Below are 16,238 nucleotides of genomic sequence, written 5' to 3' on the forward strand. Positions count from 1 at the left end.
CATCACCTGCCGCCAGCCCGCCGGCAGTGGTGACGGTTGTCAGCGTCCTTGACCCAGTCGGGCCTGATTGCAGACGCGTAGGCCTGACCGCTGCGGGACGCCTCGCCGTTCATCTGTGAGTTCAAACCCAAGCGCTGATCAATCGCATGTGCGACTGTGGTTGACTTCGGCGCTTTTGCGTCGTCGCAATCGGCCCAGAACGCATACATTGCATCGAACAGCACGGACAGCGTTTTCGTCATATACGGCAATCGGACCAGGGTGCCACGCCCAAGCTCATCAACACCGGGCGGCCTACATTGCGTCTGAGGTCCGTCGTCGGGCATCATGACCCGCAGCGTGTCCAGCTCGCGCTGAAGACGATCTTCCAGCGAAAAGTGAACCGTCGCCGTATGGGCCAGCGCCCTGCGCAACTCACAGATCTGTCGGTCCTTCAATTCAATGAGCCTGCGCAGTCGATGAACTTCGTTCTCAGCCTGCCGCAAACGCAGGTCGGGACTGACACCAGGAGCGTATGTCGCGAGGCCGCGTTCACCGCCACCCTGCCTCCACGCACTGAGTTCTTTCATCATGTTCTCTGCCTCGAGTGAGCATGCGCGTCTCGTGGCGACGAAACCGGCTTCTACCACGTTCAGGGGTCAGGAATGCCTCCTCGCGCGCTCCCGGGCGATATCGGCAATTTGACCGCAGGGGACGCAGCCGGGCCCTCCACACCTCTTTTTTCGTATTTCTCAAACGAAAGATCAACTGCGAAACAAGGCAGGATGTCGGATGCAGGTGCAACGATTAACGTTATGTCGAAAAGGTGTGAGCGGATGAGCCGGTGATGTGTTTGTATTCCGGTTGCATAGATCGCATGCTGCCATAGTTTACGGGGAGGACAGCGGTCTGCGCGACGCCTCGGCCTAAACCCGCCGTCGAGCACTCTCGCCCGATGGTCGCTGGCGACGCCAGAACGCTGACGGGCCGTCGTTCGCGTGGCAGTGCGCCTCTCCGATAAAGAATCGTCAGAAAAACGCTACATAGACCAGTGCAGGCTTCCTGGTTCCTCTGCACCGGACAGGTAGCGGGCGCCTGGATACTGGCGTCTTGACGGCATCCCGTAAAAGCTCACCAGCCACCGTACAACCTGACAGCACAGCCGTGCCGCTGAAACCAGTCAGCGCCCGGACAGGCAGCCTGTTTACCTATCTCGAGCCGGTGTACAGGATCGCTCTAGCGGCGCTACTCGTCCATGAAGTCCCCAACATCAGGACCATCATCGGCTGCGCCATCGTCCTTATGTCGGTGTTCATTGTGTCGAGATCGTGATGAACTTGGCATGCGAGTCCCGTCAGCACCGCCGCGGCGAACGCACCTGTACTTGTGCTCGCCAGTGCAGTCTGAATTTCGGCCCACCAGTAGTGCCCCGGTACGGCACGCCGTCAATCCACATCCGGCCGGTGAAACACGGAGCAACCGTAGCCATTCACTCCGACCATCAGTCACACATGCAGCCAACGAATGCCAATATGCTGATGGCACTGCGTCTCGCACGCGCAAAAACGCTGCTGGAATCGGCGCCGATGTCCATGTTTTTTGCATTGCTGCAGCGGGGATTCATACGATGGGAAGGGCAACCTCGCGCGCAGGCAATCCGCTCACCCGGCACGCCTGTAAACCAGCAGGCGCTGAGCATAACGGCCCACGGCTTCGCTGCGCTCGACTGGCTCTCCAATACGGCGCAATCGACCGACCGGGCTCATCGTCAATGGGCTCCTTACGGCGATGACTGGTCCGGACGCGAACCGGCACAGTTCGCCTCGCATAGGCTGGTCAGCCATTGAAACCCGTCGGCGGCCACTATGTCGCGGCAATTTCGAAACGGTCGCGCTCTTAAGTCTCATGCAGATTGCGATGAATCCACCGGTCAATTGTCATGGCACGACATATAGCTGAACGGGCAGTCCGAATCGCTTGCTGAAGCGTGCCCAGCACAAGCCGTCAGCACACTTGGATCCAGAGCGTGTCACCGTTCCCCGACGCAGTGACCTCGTGGCGCCACTTGCAGACGTGGCCGTCGCCCATGCCAATACGCCCCCTGAAGAACCATAATTGTGGTCCCGTCCATGGACAGGCAGTGCCGGCTGACGGATTCGCTATAGTCCGGAAGTGGACCGGCTGACGCAGAAGCCGGAAGGCAGCCGCCCACCGAAGAGAAGAAGGCAGTTATTCCCGCCCCAGACGGGCGGCTTCAGCGCGGCTTGCGATCCATGCATCGACCTCGCTTTCAAGCCATGCTACCCGCCCGCCGCCGAGCTCGACCGGTCTGGGAAACTTTCCCTCAGCGAGGTAGCGATAAACCGTGCTCGCCCCGAGACCCACCCGGGCGCGCACCTCCCGAAGACGGATAAGGCGCTCTTTCGCTCCCGCGTACTCAACAGCCTGCTCAATCACGATGAAGGCCCTCCCGACGAAGTCCAGACATCACAGGACACTGCCAGACTAGCGCGTGCAGCCAGGCGCATCAAACGCACACCCAGGAAGATCGTTGCAGCGATCCCGCGCGCCGCTCATGCACCGGACGTCCCATCGTTTCCCACGAGTTCCCGTCCCGCAGCGAGAGAAAGTCCATTCTTGCTTCTTCACGCCCGTACGCGAAAAAACTTCGCTATTTGCGGATCCGTGAGCGGCATCAATCGAAGCACATCTGAACGGGGGACCGTTGACGGGCCGAGCCAGATCCCACGCTAACGGGAAACGTCTGCGAGCCAGCGTTCGCAGGTAACCGGTGAACCGGCTACGTGGCCCGTGCACAGTAAGCCGCCCAGTCGTCCATCATCTGCCTGCGGCGCCGGAACAGGTCACCACGTCGATACGCGGCCTCCACCTTGTCGTCCACCGAGTGCGCGAGCGCCATCTCCGCCATCTCGTTCGGATAGGTCGTGCACTCGGCAGCCCAGTCGCGGAAGGTCGACCGGAAACCATGTACGGTGATACCGGTTCGCTCCATCCGCCGAAGGACCGCGAGCATTGCCGTGTTCGACAGGGACTTCCCTCTTTTCATGCCGGGGAAAAGCAGCTCACCGTCGGCTTCGTCGAGCAGACGTTGCACGAGCTCAATGGCGGGTGCGGACAACGGAATCCGGTGCATGCGATCGGCCTTCATCCGTTCCGCCGGCACGGTCCACATGGCGGCATCAAGATCGAACTCGCCGCGCGTGGCCCCGAGCACTTCGCTGGTCCGGGCGGCGGTCAGAATGAGCAGTTCAAGCGCTCGTGCTGCCAGGCCCTTCTGCGCCCTGAGCAGCGTCATGAACTCGCCAGCCCCGGCATAGGGCAACGCTGGACGATGCCGGACCTTGCGCACCTTCGCGCGCGCAGGAAAGACCTTGTCGAGATGCCCTTTCCAGCGAGCCGGGTTGTCGCCTTCCCGATACCTGTGCACCGTCGCCCAGTCGAGCACGGCCTCGATCCGCCCGCGCACACGACTGGCCGTTTCCGTCTTGATCTGCCAGATCGGCTCGAGTACGCGCACGACCAGCGTTATATCGATATCCTGGGCGCATAGCGGCCCGATGACCGGCGAGGCGTAGGTGGCCAGCGTATTCTCCCACTGCGCGACGTGCTTGCTGCTCTTCCAGCCTGCCCGGTTGGCCTCGATGAACGCCTTCGCGCATTCGTCGAACGTCCTGCTGCGCCCGGCCTTTACCTTGTGCTGCATGAGCTCGGCACGCCTGACCTCGATCGGGTCCAGACCTTCCAGGATCATCTTCCGGTAGCGCGCCGCACGCTCGCGCGCTTCGGCCAGCGTCGTGACGTGAAGCGGTCCCAGCCCCATCTCCCGCAGTCTGCCCTTGCGTCTGAATCGATAGACCCATGAGCGCGTCCGCGCAACCGACACCTGAAGGTAGAGGCCCCCACCATCGCAGTAACGGCCGGGCTTGCTCAGACGTGCAACGCCGAGTGACGAAAGACGGTGAATGGCTCCCATGGCTGCCTCCTGTCAGACCATATTTATGATCTCACCCAGAGGGTACATGGCTGAGTCAATCTGGACAATAAAAAATCCCGCAATACCTTTACCGGCGGGGCTTTCCGGCTTTTTCCGGGACACTCCCGCACTATCCGGGAAAGCTCGCTGCAGGGCTGCCACCGACGGCCCTGCCAGTCGATGTTATATCTCAAGGATACCGAATTAAATGGTGCGTCAACTACGCCGGAAATTTTCATGCCGTATTGGTCAGGCCGATGAACCTCTCCGACAGCCAGGCCCGGATCAGCCAGCCACCCACCCTGTGGCAAACGCGGGTGATCGCCCTCCCCCCACCCTCACAGAGGGCGACCGGATGATCACGCGCGGCCGCCGCGGGAGTCACCCCTGATGCTATCCCGTCCACAGCCGATACGGCGGCGTCGAATCTTCCAGTTCATCCTCACCCTACCGGCTCACCCGTACAGACATGCCACTTGCCTTCATTGCTGGCCGACCGGGGATAAGACGTGAGTGCGCATGCAGTGCGCCCGTGCCGGACGCACTGCATCGCCGGGTAACAGTGGTGTCTATGCCGTCGCGCTTTCTGTCTCCGCCTGACCTTCGCACCACATTGCCCAGTCGTCCATCATCTGCCGCCGGCGCTGGAACATGTCACCACGACGGTAGGCTGCCTCCACCTTGTCATCGACCGTGTGCGCGAGCGCCATCTCCGCCATCTCGTTCGGATAGGTCGTGCACTCGGCTGCCCAGTCACGGAAGGTCGAGCGGAAGCCGTGCACTGTCAGACCGTTGCGCTTCATCCTGCGCAGGACCGTCAGCATCGCCATGTTCGACAACGGTCTCTCTTTCTTTCCACCCGGGAACAGCAGTTCGGTATCTGCTTCATCAAGCAGCCGGCGCACGAGACCTGCCGCCGCCGCTGACAGGGGCACCCTGTGGGCACGCTGCGCCTTCATCCGTTCGGCCGGCACCGTCCACATCCCGGCCTCAAGATCGAACTCGCCCCGCCTTGCCCCGATGACCTCACTGGTCCGTGCCGCCGTGAGAACCGCAAGCTCCAGTGCCCGCGCCGCAAGCCCCTCCTGGACCCTGAGCACCTTCATGAACGCGGCCACTTCCGTGTAGGGCAACGCGGCATGATGCCGGACCTTGCGTACCTTCGTGCGCGCAGGCAGTACCTTGTCGAGATGCCCCTTCCAGCGGGCCGGATTCTCGTCGTCGCGATACCGGTGTGCCTTCGCCCAGTCCAGCACCGCCTCGACGCGCCCACGCACCCGACTCGCGGTTTCAGGCTTCGCCTCCCAGATCGGCTCGAGCACACTCACGATGTGTGCCGTGTCGATGTCGCGCACCGAAAGGCTGCCGATGAACGGTGACGCGTAGGTGGCCAGGGTGCTCTCCCACTGCGCCACGTGCTTTTCGTTTTTCCAGCCCGCGCGGTTGGCCTTGATGTAGGCGGTGGTGCATTCATCGAAGGTCTTGGTGCGTGCGAGCTGCGCGGCGCGCTGCGAGCGCTCACGGCGCCGCTCCTCGATGGGATCAAGGCCGTTGCCAAGCTGCCTGCGGCAGCCCTGCGCGCGCTCGCGGGCGTCGGCCAGCGAAACGCACCGCAGCCCGCCGAGACCCATTTCGCGCAGGCGCCCCTCATGCCGGTAACGGTAGACCCAGGAGCGCGCGCCTGCGGGCGACACCTGGAGATAGAGCCCGCCGCCGTCACAGTAGTAGCCAGGCCCTGTCAGCCGGACGACACTGAGCGCGGAAAGACGGTGGATGGAGCGTGAATTTCTGGTGGCTTCTGCCTTCCTCGTACCCATACTTTTACCCATACTTTTGCAAGCGATTGACGGGTATGGGTTGGGAAGGTCCGGGACAAGAAAAAACCCCGGAAGCCGCTTGTGGCGGGCTTCCGGGGCTGATCCCGAAACGGTGCGGCATGCTCCGGGAATGACTCCTGGCGGAGACGGAGGGATTCGAACCCTCGATCCAGGTTTTGGCCCAGATGCTCCCTTAGCAGGGGAGTGCCTTCGACCTCTCGGCCACGTCTCCCAAACTTTCGGTCGCGCAGGGAGTCAGCGCGACGAAGCCAAGATAATAGCGGGCCGAACTGCGAAGGTCAATGTCTGGCGAACATTTTTTGTGCCAGTTTTGTCATCGATGACGCAATTTATTCACATCGACCGCGCAAAACAAACGGAGCGCTCCTGTCCACTCCGTTGCCCAAAGCTACTTACGCCTGATCCAGTTCGAACGCTTTATGCAGCGCGCGCACAGCGAGCTCCATGTACTTCTCGTCAATCAATACCGAGATCTTGATTTCGGAGGTCGAGATCATCTGGATGTTGATGCCCTCTTCCGACAGCGTGCGGAACATGGTGCTCGCGATACCGACGTGCGAGCGCATGCCGACGCCGACCACCGACACCTTCGACACCTTCGGATCGCCCAGCACCTGCTCGGCCTGCACGTGGCCCTTCACCTGGCCCGTGAGGATGTCCATGGCGCGCTGATAGTCGCCACGGCCGACCGTGAACGTGAACGCCGTTTTACCATCCACGCTCTGGTTCTGAATGATCATGTCGACGTCGATATTCGCGTCCGCCACCGGGCCGAGAATCTGATACGCGATGCCCGGCTTGTCGGGCACACCCATCACGGCGATGCGAGCTTCATCGCGCTGAAACGCGATACCCGAGATGACTGCTTTTTCCATGGTCTCGTCTTCTTCAAAAGTAATCAGGGTGCCCGACTTCATTTCAGCGTCGAGCGGCATCAGCGGATCGGTCAGGCTCGACAGCACACGCGTTTTCACCTGATATTTGCCGGCGAATTCCACCGAGCGGATCTGCAGCACCTTCGAACCCAGGCTTGCCATTTCCAGCATTTCTTCGAACGTCACGCGATCGAGCCGGCGTGCTTCTTCCACCACGCGCGGGTCGGTCGTGTAGACACCGTCGACGTCCGTGTAGATCAGGCACTCGTCAGCCTTCAGCGCAGCCGCGACGGCGACCGCCGACGTATCCGAACCGCCGCGGCCGAGCGTAGTGATATTGCCGTCAGGATCGATGCCCTGGAAGCCGGTGATCACCACCACCTTGCCCGCGTCGAGATCGCGCAGCACGCGCTCGCCGTCGATTTCGCTGATACGCGCTTTCGTGAATGCGCTATCCGTTTTGACCGGCACTTGCCAGCCGGCGTAGCTGACCGCGTCGACGCCGGCTTCCTGCAGCGCGATGGCGAGCAGTCCGGAGCTGACCTGCTCGCCCGTAGCGGCGATCATGTCGAGTTCGCGCGGGCTCGGCTGAGCCGTGATTTCTTTCGCGAGACCGAGCAAACGGTTGGTTTCGCCGGACATCGCCGACGGCACGACGACCATCTTGTGGCCAGCCTTGTGCCATTTCGCGACGCGCCTGGCGACGTTCTTGATGCGCTCGACCGAGCCCATCGAGGTGCCGCCGTATTTGTGTACGATGAGTGCCATTGTCGTTCTGAACTGGAGGAGAAACCGCGCTGGCGCGCTGGAGACGACCGCACAAAAGCACAGGAGCGCAACGTCTTGTGAACGACGGCAAAATGTGTGGCGGCGTAAATGCAGCACGCGTGCAGCACGCGCGGATTTGCCCGGGAATGATCGCTGATGGCTTATCGGAAACGACGGATCACGATCGCAGACCGGTAAAAGCGACGGCAAAAGCGGTCGGGCAAACAAGCTAAATTACCCGATCGAGCGTAAAAAGACAAGCCGCAAAGGCCATCGAAATGCGTTCAATAAGGGCGGCAAAGGCTTGTTTCACGCGGATTTGCGCCACGTTTGCGGATTCACCGGTTAGCTCATCGGGGTGTCCGACCGGCCGGTCAGGCGATCAGCAGATCTTCGCGCCACGCTATGCTGACGTGTGATCCAGCCTCGTCGGGCTGCTCTGGCAACGCAGCGCGATTCACCCCGAGCAGGGGCACGAACAGCAGCTCCTCGCCGACGTAGAGCAGTGGCACGTCGCGTTTCCACGCGGGAATACCGCGCTCCTGGAACAGGTTTTTCAGGGTGCGGCCCGGCGCATTGCGCGCCGCACCCGTGCGCATCCGTTCGCCGCCGCTGCGCGAGCGTGCGCTCAACACAGCGCCCCGCAAAAGACTGATAGGCATCGCGTCGGGCTCGCCCGCGGCCGCATCGGCGAATACGAACGTGCCGCGCCATTGCGGCAAGCGCCAGACCGACTCGCCCTGCCATGCCAGTTCGCCGACCGCGCGCGGGGCGAGCGCGGTTTCGTCGGCGGGCTCGCTGCTGTCTCCGGATTCCCAGTACACGAGGCCGCGGTAGCTGCGCAATGCATGACCCGCGTGATCGACACGCAGCGCATGGCCCTCACCCGCCGCGCCGATTTCGCGCAGTTGACGCAGCGCGTCGCCAAGACGCACGCTCGACGCAGCGGCGAGGCCCAGCGTGCGCATCCAGTAGCGCATGAGGTTAAGCGCGCGGTCGTCGTCGAGCGCGAGCAAGGCGTCGTGCGAGAGCGCGCGTCCTTCGTCGCGTGATGTGGCTTCCATGTCGATGCGCGCGAGTTCATCGAGCAAGCGCTGCGCGGACGCCGCGTGTGCCGCCGTGCGAGCCAGTGCGTCACGAAAGCCGGGAAAGTGGACAGCGAGCGCCGGCATCACATCGTGGCGCAACGCGTTGCGCGCATAGCGCGTGTCCGCATTCGACTCGTCGTCGATCCAGCGTAGCGCACGCTCGCTCGCATATTGTTCGAGCTGCGCACGCAGCAGATGTAGCAAAGGCCGCACGCGTGTTGCCGACGCCTTCGCCGGCAAATACTCCGGCGCCATCGCGGCAAGACCCGCGAGGCCGGCACCCCGCAGCAACTGCAGCAGCACCGTTTCCGCCTGATCGTCCGCATGTTGCGCGAGCCAGAGCGTGGCGACACCGCGCGACGCGCACATGCCTTCGAGCGCGCGATAACGCGCATCGCGCGCGGCGGCCTCGACGCTCACACCCGTGTCACGCGACACCACGACGCGCTCCGCAGCGAACTCGACGCCACGCTCCCGCGCGAACGCGTCGCAATGCGCGAGCCACGCATCCGCATGAGCGCTCAGGCCGTGATGCACGTGCAACGCCACGCAGCGCGACGCGCCAGCGACACGCACTGCGGCATCGAGCAGCACGCTCGAATCCACGCCGCCGCTAAACGCAATCGCAATACGGGCGGTTGCGGAAAGCCTGGACAACGAAAAGCCGACCGCCTCGATAACGAGGCGGTCGGCAGATGTTTCGGCGGTGGAAGTCACGTCGCTCGCACGCTGGGCGCTGAAGGACGAAAGAGAACGCGCGCGGGCTTAGGCACCCGGCGTCGTTTCCTTGAACTTGCCGTACGACATCAACCGTTCGAAACGGCGTTGGCGCAGGTCATTGATGCTCATGCCCTGGAACTGGCGCAGCGAATCGGCAAGCGCACGGCGCAGCATGGCGGCCATGCCCTTCGGATCGCGATGCGCGCCGCCGAGCGGCTCGTTGACGATCTTGTCGATCAAACCGAGCGCCTTCAGCCGATGCGCGGTCAGGCCAAGCGCTTCCGCGGCTTCCGGCGCTTTCGCGGCGCTCTTCCACAGAATCGATGCGCAGCCTTCCGGCGAAATCACCGAATAGGTCGAGAATTGCAGCATCAGCACGCTGTCGCCCACAGCAATGGCCAGCGCGCCGCCCGAACCGCCTTCACCGATGATCGTCGCGATCAGCGGCGTCTTCAATTCAGCCATCACGTACAGATTGCGGCCGATCGCCTCCGACTGACCGCGCTCTTCCGCGCCAATGCCCGGATACGCGCCCGGCGTGTCGATGAAGGTGAAAATCGGCAAGCCGAATTTTTCGGCGAGACGCATCAGACGTTCGGCCTTGCGATAGCCTTCCGGACGCGGCATGCCGAAGTTGCGCAGCGCGCGCTCCTTGGTGTCGCGGCCCTTCTGATGGCCGATCACCATGCAGGCCTGGCCGTTGAAACGCGCAAGGCCGCCGACGATCGACAGGTCGTCCGCATAGTTGCGGTCACCGTGCAGTTCGTGGAAATCGGTGAACAGCTCGTTCACGTAGTCGAACGTGTATGGACGTTGCGGATGGCGAGCGATTTGCGAAACCTGCCACGGCGTGAGGTTCGCGTACAGATCTTTGGTGAGCTGTTGACTTTTCTTGGACAGCCGCTCGATCTCTTCCGAAATATCGACGGCCGAATCGTCCTGCACGAAGCGCAATTCTTCGATCTTCGCTTCGAGTTCAGCGATCGGCTGTTCGAAATCCAGAAAGGTGGTCTTCATTGGTTGTAATCCTTGGACTTACCGGCAGCGCGTATTCTAACCGCGCTCGCCGATGTCAAAACCATTTCTCAACTATCAATTTTTAACAGTCGATAGTTTTTGATCTGATTCCGTTTCTTGTTCTTCAGTAGTCGACCGGCAGCGGGTCCAGACTACGCCACATATACCAGGTGGCGACGGTACGCCACGGCTCCCAGTTGGCGGCGACTTCGCGCGCTTCGCTGCGCGTGACCGGCTCACCGCTGAAATAGTTGACGCTGATCGCACGGATCAGTCCCAGGTCGTCGAGCGGCAGGACATCCGGGCGCGACAGATTGAAGATCAGGAACATCTCCGCCGTCCAGCGGCCGATGCCGCGAATCTGCGTGAGCTCGGCGATCACCGCCTCGTCTTCCATCGACGTCCATTTGCCGACGTGCAACGCACCCGAAACGAAATGCTGCGCGAGATCGAGCACGTACTCGGCTTTGCGTTTGGACAACCCGCATGTAGTCAGCTTTTCCAGACCGAGCTTGATGAACTGCTGCGGCACCAGCTTCGGGCAGGCGGCCTCGACTTTCGCCCACGCTGCTTGTGCTGACGCGACCGAAATCTGCTGCCCCACCACCGAGCGCGCGAGCGTGACGAACGGATCGCCGCGGCTCAACAGATGCACCGGACCGAACTTCGGAATCAGCTTCTTCAGAATACGATCGCGCTTGACAAGGTCGGCACACGCCTTGTCCCAATACGCCGGCCGCGTAACCTCGGGCGTGAGGCCGCCGATCTGCACCGGCACCGCGACTTCGCTCGCGCTCGCCGCTTCGCCCCCCGCGGTAGCGGATGCGCGCGTCTTGCGCACGACTTCGCCTTCGTGCCCCTCGCCTGTCACACGGGCCAGTTCCTGCACGTCGCCGGCCAGTTCGGCCGGCAATGCGCCATTGCTCTTTGCACGCGACGCCTTCGCGCGTTTCGCGACAGGCGCATGTACCGACGCGCCGTTGAGCGCGCGCTTGACCGAAGTCTTTTTCGATGCGCCCGCTGCGGTCTCGGCCACCGCCCCGGCGGCTTTCGACGATGCTTTCTTTAACACGCCGCTGCCCGTGCGAGCCGACGTGCGTGTCGACTTTCCCGCGGCTGCCGCGTTTGTTTGAGACGCGGCTCGTTTAGCCGGCGTCTTCGTGGCCGTTGCCATCCTGCCTCCTGCCTGGCGAGTCGATCAAAGGGAAGCTCGAGGTGCGCTCACACGCGCCGCCACTCGGTCAACCCGCCGGGTTTGTCTTCAAGTGCAACGCCGGCCTCGAGCAATTCGGACCGGATCCGGTCTGCCGCCGCAAAGTCCTTCGACTGCTTCGCGGCCGCGCGCGCGGCAATCTTCGCTTCGATCGCTGCGGCCTCGAGCGCGCCCACGGCCGCTGTGCCCGCCGCCTGCTGCAGGTAGGCACGCGGCTCGCGGCCGAGCAGTCCGATCACCGCGCCAAGCGAACGCAATTGACGGGCCAGCGCGGAGTCGCGCGTGCGGTTCACTTCACTTGCCAACTCGAACAACACCGATACCGCAACCGGCGTGTTGAAGTCGTCGTTCATTGCTGCCTGGAAACGCTGCGCATACGCTTCGTTCCAGTCGAGTTCCGCGCCGTCAGGCGTGACGTCCTTCAGCGCGGTGTACAGACGCGTGAGGGCGTTGCGGGCGTCGTCGATATGCACGTCGCTGTAGTTCAGCGGCGAGCGGTAATGCGCGCGCGCGATGAAAAACCGCACGACCTCGGCATCGTACTGCGCCAATACTTCGCGAATCGTAAAGAAGTTGTTCAACGACTTCGACATCTTCTCATTGTCGATCTGTACGTAGCCGTTGTGCATCCAGAAATTGACGAAGGTTTGACCGGTGGCAGCTTCACTTTGCGCAATCTCGTTTTCGTGGTGCGGAAACTGCAGATCCTGGCCGCCACCATGAATGTCAAAATGTTCGCCGAGCAACGTGCAGCCCATCGCCGAGCATTCGATATGCCAGCCCGGACGGCCGCGCCCGTACTTCGAATCCCAGCCGGTGTCGGCGGGCTCGTCGGGCTTGGCCTGTTTCCACAGCACGAAGTCGAGCGGATCCTGCTTCGCGTCGTTCGCGGCGACGCGCTCGCCCGCGCGCAGATCTTCGAGCGACTTGCCCGAGAGCTTGCCGTAGTTCGCGAACTTGCGCACCGCGTAGTTCACGTCGCCGTCGCTCGCCTGATAGGCGTAGCCGTTCGCCTCGAGCCGCTCGATCATGCCGAGCATCTGCGGAATAAAATCCGTGGCGCGTGGCTCGATGTCGGGCCGCTGGATGCCGAGCGCGTCCGCGTCTTCATGCAGTGCCTTGATGAAGCGGTCGGTCAGCGATTTGATCGTTTCGCCATTCTCGACCGCGCGCCGGATGATCTTGTCGTCGATGTCGGTGATGTTGCGCACGTAGGTCACGTCGTAGCCGAGCGTGCGCAACCAGCGCTGCACGATGTCGAACACGACCATGACCCGCGCATGACCGACGTGACAATAGTCGTACACGGTCATCCCGCAGACGTACATCCGCACGACACCGTCTTGCAGCGGCACGAAAGTTTGCTTGTCACGCGCGAGCGTGTTGTAGATGCGCAGTGATTCCATAGAGAACGGTGCGTGGGCCGAAAGAAATCCGCAATGTGTTTCATGCGCGCCGCGCCCAGCGAACAGACGGCGGGGTGCAGCGCATACAGCAAAACCGGTGCAACGGGTGCGGCGGTCAGGCTGCGGTCAAGGCGGAGACGACCACGAGTGGCGAAAAGACAGTTTGCGGTTCGACGGAACGCGCAGACCTTTTGTTAGAATGGGTCGGAGTATAACATCCAGACCTGAGCCTATGAAACCTTCAAGCGGCCGCGCGCGCAGCGCTGCGACCCTCGCCGCGACGGCCTTTGGTAGCGTCGCGCGCGGCGTGACGCACGGCATGAGCGGCGGCGTTGCGCCCGGCGCGACCCGTGCCCTCGCTTTGCGCATCACCCTGGCTGTGGCCCTTGCGACCGTGCCGGCAGCGGCCGCCTTTGCGCAGAAGACCGCCACGCTGCCGCAAGGTCCCGCCGTGCGCGACAACACGCCGGAAATCGACGCGTCGATCGCGCAGAAAAACTGGGCCGCCTCCTTGACCCAGCTCGACGCGCGCATCGCCTCGAATCCGCGCGACGCGCAAGCGAAGTTCAAGCGCGGCACGGTGCTCGCCCACCTGGGCCGCGACGACGAAGCCATCACCGCGTTCACCGAACTCACGCAAACCTACCCCGAGTTGCCCGAGCCGTATAACAACCTCGCCGCGCTGTACGCGAAGCAAGGCCGTTATGCCGAAGCGCGCGCCGCGCTCGAAACGGCGACCAAGGTCAACCCGGGCTACGGCCTCGCATACGAAAATCTCGGCGACCTGTATCTGCGTATGGCCAACGAAGCCTATCGCCGTGCGCAGAGCCTCGGCAAGGTGAGCCCCACCACCACGCAGCGCCTCGCGGACATCCAGAAGGTCATCTCGCCGGTCAGAACCCACGCGCCGGCACAGCAGGCCGCCACCGCGGAAGACAACTACACCGCGCGCGCCACCTCGAACATGAACATGACGCAGACGCCGAGCTTCCAGTACGGCGGCGCGAACGGCTCGCTCGCCATGCCGCCCTACATGGCGCCGTCGAAGTAACGCCGTTAAGTTTTCGCGCAACACGTTTTTCCAACCCTGAGGATCTTCATGAAATGGTTGATGTTGGCGCTCGGCAGCGCCGCCCTGATCGCAAACGCGCCCGCCTTTGCCCAGTCCGGTTCGCAAGCCGCGCATCCGTCCGTCCTCTTCAAGACATCGGAAGGCGACATTCGTGTCGAGTTGTATCCCGAGAAAGCGCCCAAGACGGTCGCCAACTTCCTCGACTACGTGAAGTCCGGCCAGTACAGCGGCACGATTTTCCATCGCGTGATTCGCGGCTTCATGATTCAGGGCGGCGGCTATACGCAGAGTTTCGCTGAGAAGCCCACGCGCGCTCCGATCGTGCTCGAAAGCCGTAACGGTCTGAAGAACACGACCGGCACGCTCGCCATGGCGCGCACCAGCGATCCGAATTCGGCCACCGCGCAGTTCTTCATCAACACGGTGGACAATGCCGGCCTCGACTATCCGAATCCGGACGGCAACGGCTATGCGGTGTTCGGCAAGGTCACGGGCGGCATGGACGTCGTGAAGAAGATCGAAGGCACGCCCACCACCTCGCGCGGCCCGATGAGCGACGTGCCGCAAAAAGCGGTCGTGATCGAGTCGGCTACGGTCGTCGGCAAGTAATTGCAGCAATCAAGGCGCGCAACATACGGCAACACACAGCAACACATACAGCGCGCCTGAATAAAAAGCGTCAGCGCACAATCCACGCCCCGGCGCGGCCCGGCGTCAGTTCATGACGACTTGCCGCGCCTTTTACCCACCCCGTTCATCAAAGGATTCCATCATGGTTGAACTGCACACGAACCACGGCGTCATCAAACTCGAACTGGACGCTGAAAAGGCGCCGAAATCGGTTGAGAACTTCCTCAACTACGTGAAGGCCGGCCACTACGACAACACGGTGTTTCACCGCGTGATCGACGGCTTCATGATCCAGGGCGGCGGCTTCGAGCCCGGCATGAAGCAGAAGCCGACGGCCGAGCCGATCACCAACGAAGCGAACAACGGTCTGAAGAACGTGAACGGCTCGATCGCGATGGCTCGCACGAACGACCCGCATTCGGCCACGGCGCAGTTCTTCATCAACGTGAACGACAACGACTTTCTGAACCATTCGTCGCCGACGCCGCAGGGCTGGGGCTACGCCGTGTTCGGCAAGGTGGTCGAAGGCATGGACATCGTCGAGAAGATCAAGAAGGTCAAGACGGGCTCGAAGGGCTTCCATCAGGACGTGCCGGCTGACGACGTGGTGATCGAAAAAGCTGTGATCGTCGACTGAACGTGAACGAAGCGTGAACCAAGCGTCGACTCGTTCGAACTGACATCAGGCACCTTCAATGCTGCAAGAAACGCCGCTGCGAAGCGTCGCCGCGGGCGTGCCTGGCGAGGGCAAGCGCCCGCACGCCGCACGCCCGTTTTTTTTCCTCTCCGATCTTCACTTGAGCGAGGCGATTCCGCATACGGTCGCCGCGTTCGAGCATTTCATCCGCGTCACCGCCGAGCAGGCCGATTCGGTTTTCATCCTCGGCGACCTGTTCGAGTACTGGATCGGCGACGACATGCTCGTCGAGCCGTTCGTCGCGCGTATGGCGGCGCTGCTGCACACATTGTCCGAGCGCGGCATTGCGCTCTACGTCATGCACGGCAACCGCGATTTTCTGCTGGGCAAGCGTTTCATGAGAGCGGCCGGCGCGATCTGGCTACCCGACCCTTTCGTGATCACCGCATTCGGCACGCGTATCGCGCTCGCGCACGGCGACGGGCTGTGCACCGCGGATCGCGGCTATCAAATGTTCCGACGTCTTGGGCGCAGCCGTTTCGCGCAGATGCTTTTTCTGGCGTGGCCGTTCCGCTGGCGTCAGAAGCTCGCCGAGAACATGCGCTCGAAAAGCGAACAAGGCCGCGCGCGGCCGGTTTCGCCGAAGTACGACGTGACGGCCGCGGCGGTGGGCGCGTTGTTCAAGTCGTCGAAAACGGCGACCATCATTCATGGGCACACGCACCGGCCGGCGCGGCATCGCGAACCGGGCGGCACGCGCTGGGTTCTGCCGGATTGGGATCTGGACCACGGCGAGCGCCGTGGCGGGTATCTGCGTATCGATGCTGAAGGGATTCGGGCGCTGCCGCTGGATTGATTGTGGCGGCAGTTGATTACGGCGCTGTCGCCGCTCAGCGTGCCAGCATTAATACTGGCCTGCCTGCGGGCCGCATTCAGCGCTGCTGGCTGCCCTTGGGTTAGCGCCCGCGCAGTGTGGTGTTGATGGTGGCGCCAAGCGCGAG

15 protein-coding genes and 1 tRNA gene are annotated in these 16,238 nt (G+C 62.6%); 6 read left to right on the plus strand and 10 right to left on the minus strand.

Annotation, left to right across the window (positions count from 1 at the left end; genetic code table 11):
- Positions 1 to 2 precede the first annotated feature (2 nt).
- A complete protein-coding gene (locus NE850_RS00960) occupies positions 3 to 572 on the minus strand; it encodes a hypothetical protein (RefSeq protein ID WP_310698314.1) in 570 nt (189 codons plus the stop codon).
- A 571-nt stretch (positions 573 to 1,143) separates the two neighbouring features.
- Here NE850_RS00960 and NE850_RS39380 point away from each other — a divergent pair.
- Together NE850_RS39380 and NE850_RS00965 are read left to right on the plus strand one after the other, a co-directional pair.
- Positions 1,144 to 1,311, plus strand: a complete 168-nt coding sequence (locus tag NE850_RS39380; protein WP_405044788.1) for an EamA family transporter — start codon at positions 1,144 to 1,146, stop codon at positions 1,309 to 1,311.
- Positions 1,312 to 1,490: 179 nt separating this feature from the next.
- A complete protein-coding gene (locus NE850_RS00965; RefSeq protein ID WP_310698315.1) occupies positions 1,491 to 1,826 on the plus strand; it encodes a hypothetical protein in 336 nt (111 codons plus the stop codon).
- A gap of 382 nt (positions 1,827 to 2,208) precedes the next feature.
- On the opposite strand, the gene NE850_RS00970 is transcribed toward NE850_RS00965, so the two are convergent.
- The 9 genes from NE850_RS00970 to cysS form a co-directional block, all read right to left on the minus strand.
- On the minus strand, positions 2,209 to 2,436 hold the full coding sequence (locus tag NE850_RS00970) for an AlpA family transcriptional regulator (RefSeq protein ID WP_310698316.1): 228 nt from the start codon (positions 2,434 to 2,436) through the stop codon (positions 2,209 to 2,211).
- 343 nt (positions 2,437 to 2,779) lie between these two features.
- Entirely contained in the window at positions 2,780 to 3,973 is a 1,194-nt protein-coding gene (locus NE850_RS00975; protein WP_310698318.1) for a phage integrase central domain-containing protein, read from the minus strand.
- Positions 3,974 to 4,542: 569 nt separating this feature from the next.
- The gene (locus NE850_RS00980; RefSeq protein WP_310698319.1) at positions 4,543 to 5,790 is read right to left on the minus strand and encodes a phage integrase central domain-containing protein; all 1,248 of its coding nucleotides are present in this window, start codon (positions 5,788 to 5,790) and stop codon (positions 4,543 to 4,545) included.
- A 138-nt stretch (positions 5,791 to 5,928) separates the two neighbouring features.
- A tRNA-Ser gene (locus tag NE850_RS00985) sits at positions 5,929 to 6,022 on the minus strand.
- Positions 6,023 to 6,203: 181 nt separating this feature from the next.
- Complete coding sequence (locus tag NE850_RS00990) at positions 6,204 to 7,454, minus strand: aspartate kinase (protein WP_007181380.1); 1,251 nt, start codon at positions 7,452 to 7,454, stop codon at positions 6,204 to 6,206.
- A gap of 374 nt (positions 7,455 to 7,828) precedes the next feature.
- Complete coding sequence (gene tilS / locus NE850_RS00995) at positions 7,829 to 9,259, minus strand: tRNA lysidine(34) synthetase TilS (protein WP_165186288.1); 1,431 nt, start codon at positions 9,257 to 9,259, stop codon at positions 7,829 to 7,831.
- 48 nt (positions 9,260 to 9,307) lie between these two features.
- Positions 9,308 to 10,279, minus strand: coding sequence for an acetyl-CoA carboxylase carboxyltransferase subunit alpha (locus tag NE850_RS01000; protein ID WP_007181378.1), 972 nt, complete (start codon positions 10,277 to 10,279; stop codon positions 9,308 to 9,310).
- A gap of 124 nt (positions 10,280 to 10,403) precedes the next feature.
- Complete coding sequence (locus tag NE850_RS01005) at positions 10,404 to 11,453, minus strand: DNA-3-methyladenine glycosylase (RefSeq protein ID WP_007181377.1); 1,050 nt, start codon at positions 11,451 to 11,453, stop codon at positions 10,404 to 10,406.
- A gap of 47 nt (positions 11,454 to 11,500) precedes the next feature.
- Positions 11,501 to 12,898 (minus strand): cysteine--tRNA ligase, encoded by a 1,398-nt coding sequence (gene cysS, locus NE850_RS01010; protein ID WP_007181376.1) that lies wholly within the window; start codon positions 12,896 to 12,898, stop codon positions 11,501 to 11,503.
- Positions 12,899 to 13,130: 232 nt separating this feature from the next.
- On the opposite strand from cysS, the gene NE850_RS01015 reads away from it, so the two are divergent.
- From NE850_RS01015 to NE850_RS01030, 4 genes are all read left to right on the plus strand, one after another.
- Positions 13,131 to 13,949 carry a tetratricopeptide repeat protein gene (locus tag NE850_RS01015; protein ID WP_035518029.1) on the plus strand — a complete coding sequence of 273 codons (819 nt, stop codon included), beginning with the start codon at positions 13,131 to 13,133 and terminating at the stop codon, positions 13,947 to 13,949.
- Positions 13,950 to 13,997: 48 nt separating this feature from the next.
- A complete protein-coding gene (locus tag NE850_RS01020; RefSeq protein WP_310698322.1) occupies positions 13,998 to 14,579 on the plus strand; it encodes a peptidylprolyl isomerase in 582 nt (193 codons plus the stop codon).
- Positions 14,580 to 14,742: 163 nt separating this feature from the next.
- Entirely contained in the window at positions 14,743 to 15,237 is a 495-nt protein-coding gene (locus NE850_RS01025) for a peptidylprolyl isomerase (RefSeq protein ID WP_007181373.1), read from the plus strand.
- A gap of 58 nt (positions 15,238 to 15,295) precedes the next feature.
- Entirely contained in the window at positions 15,296 to 16,093 is a 798-nt protein-coding gene (locus NE850_RS01030; protein WP_007181372.1) for a UDP-2,3-diacylglucosamine diphosphatase, read from the plus strand.
- The last annotated feature ends 145 nt before the right edge of the window (positions 16,094 to 16,238 follow it).

This window comes from Paraburkholderia sp. USG1, from assembly GCF_031570135.1.
GTDB lineage: Bacteria > Pseudomonadota > Gammaproteobacteria > Burkholderiales > Burkholderiaceae > Paraburkholderia > Paraburkholderia dioscoreae.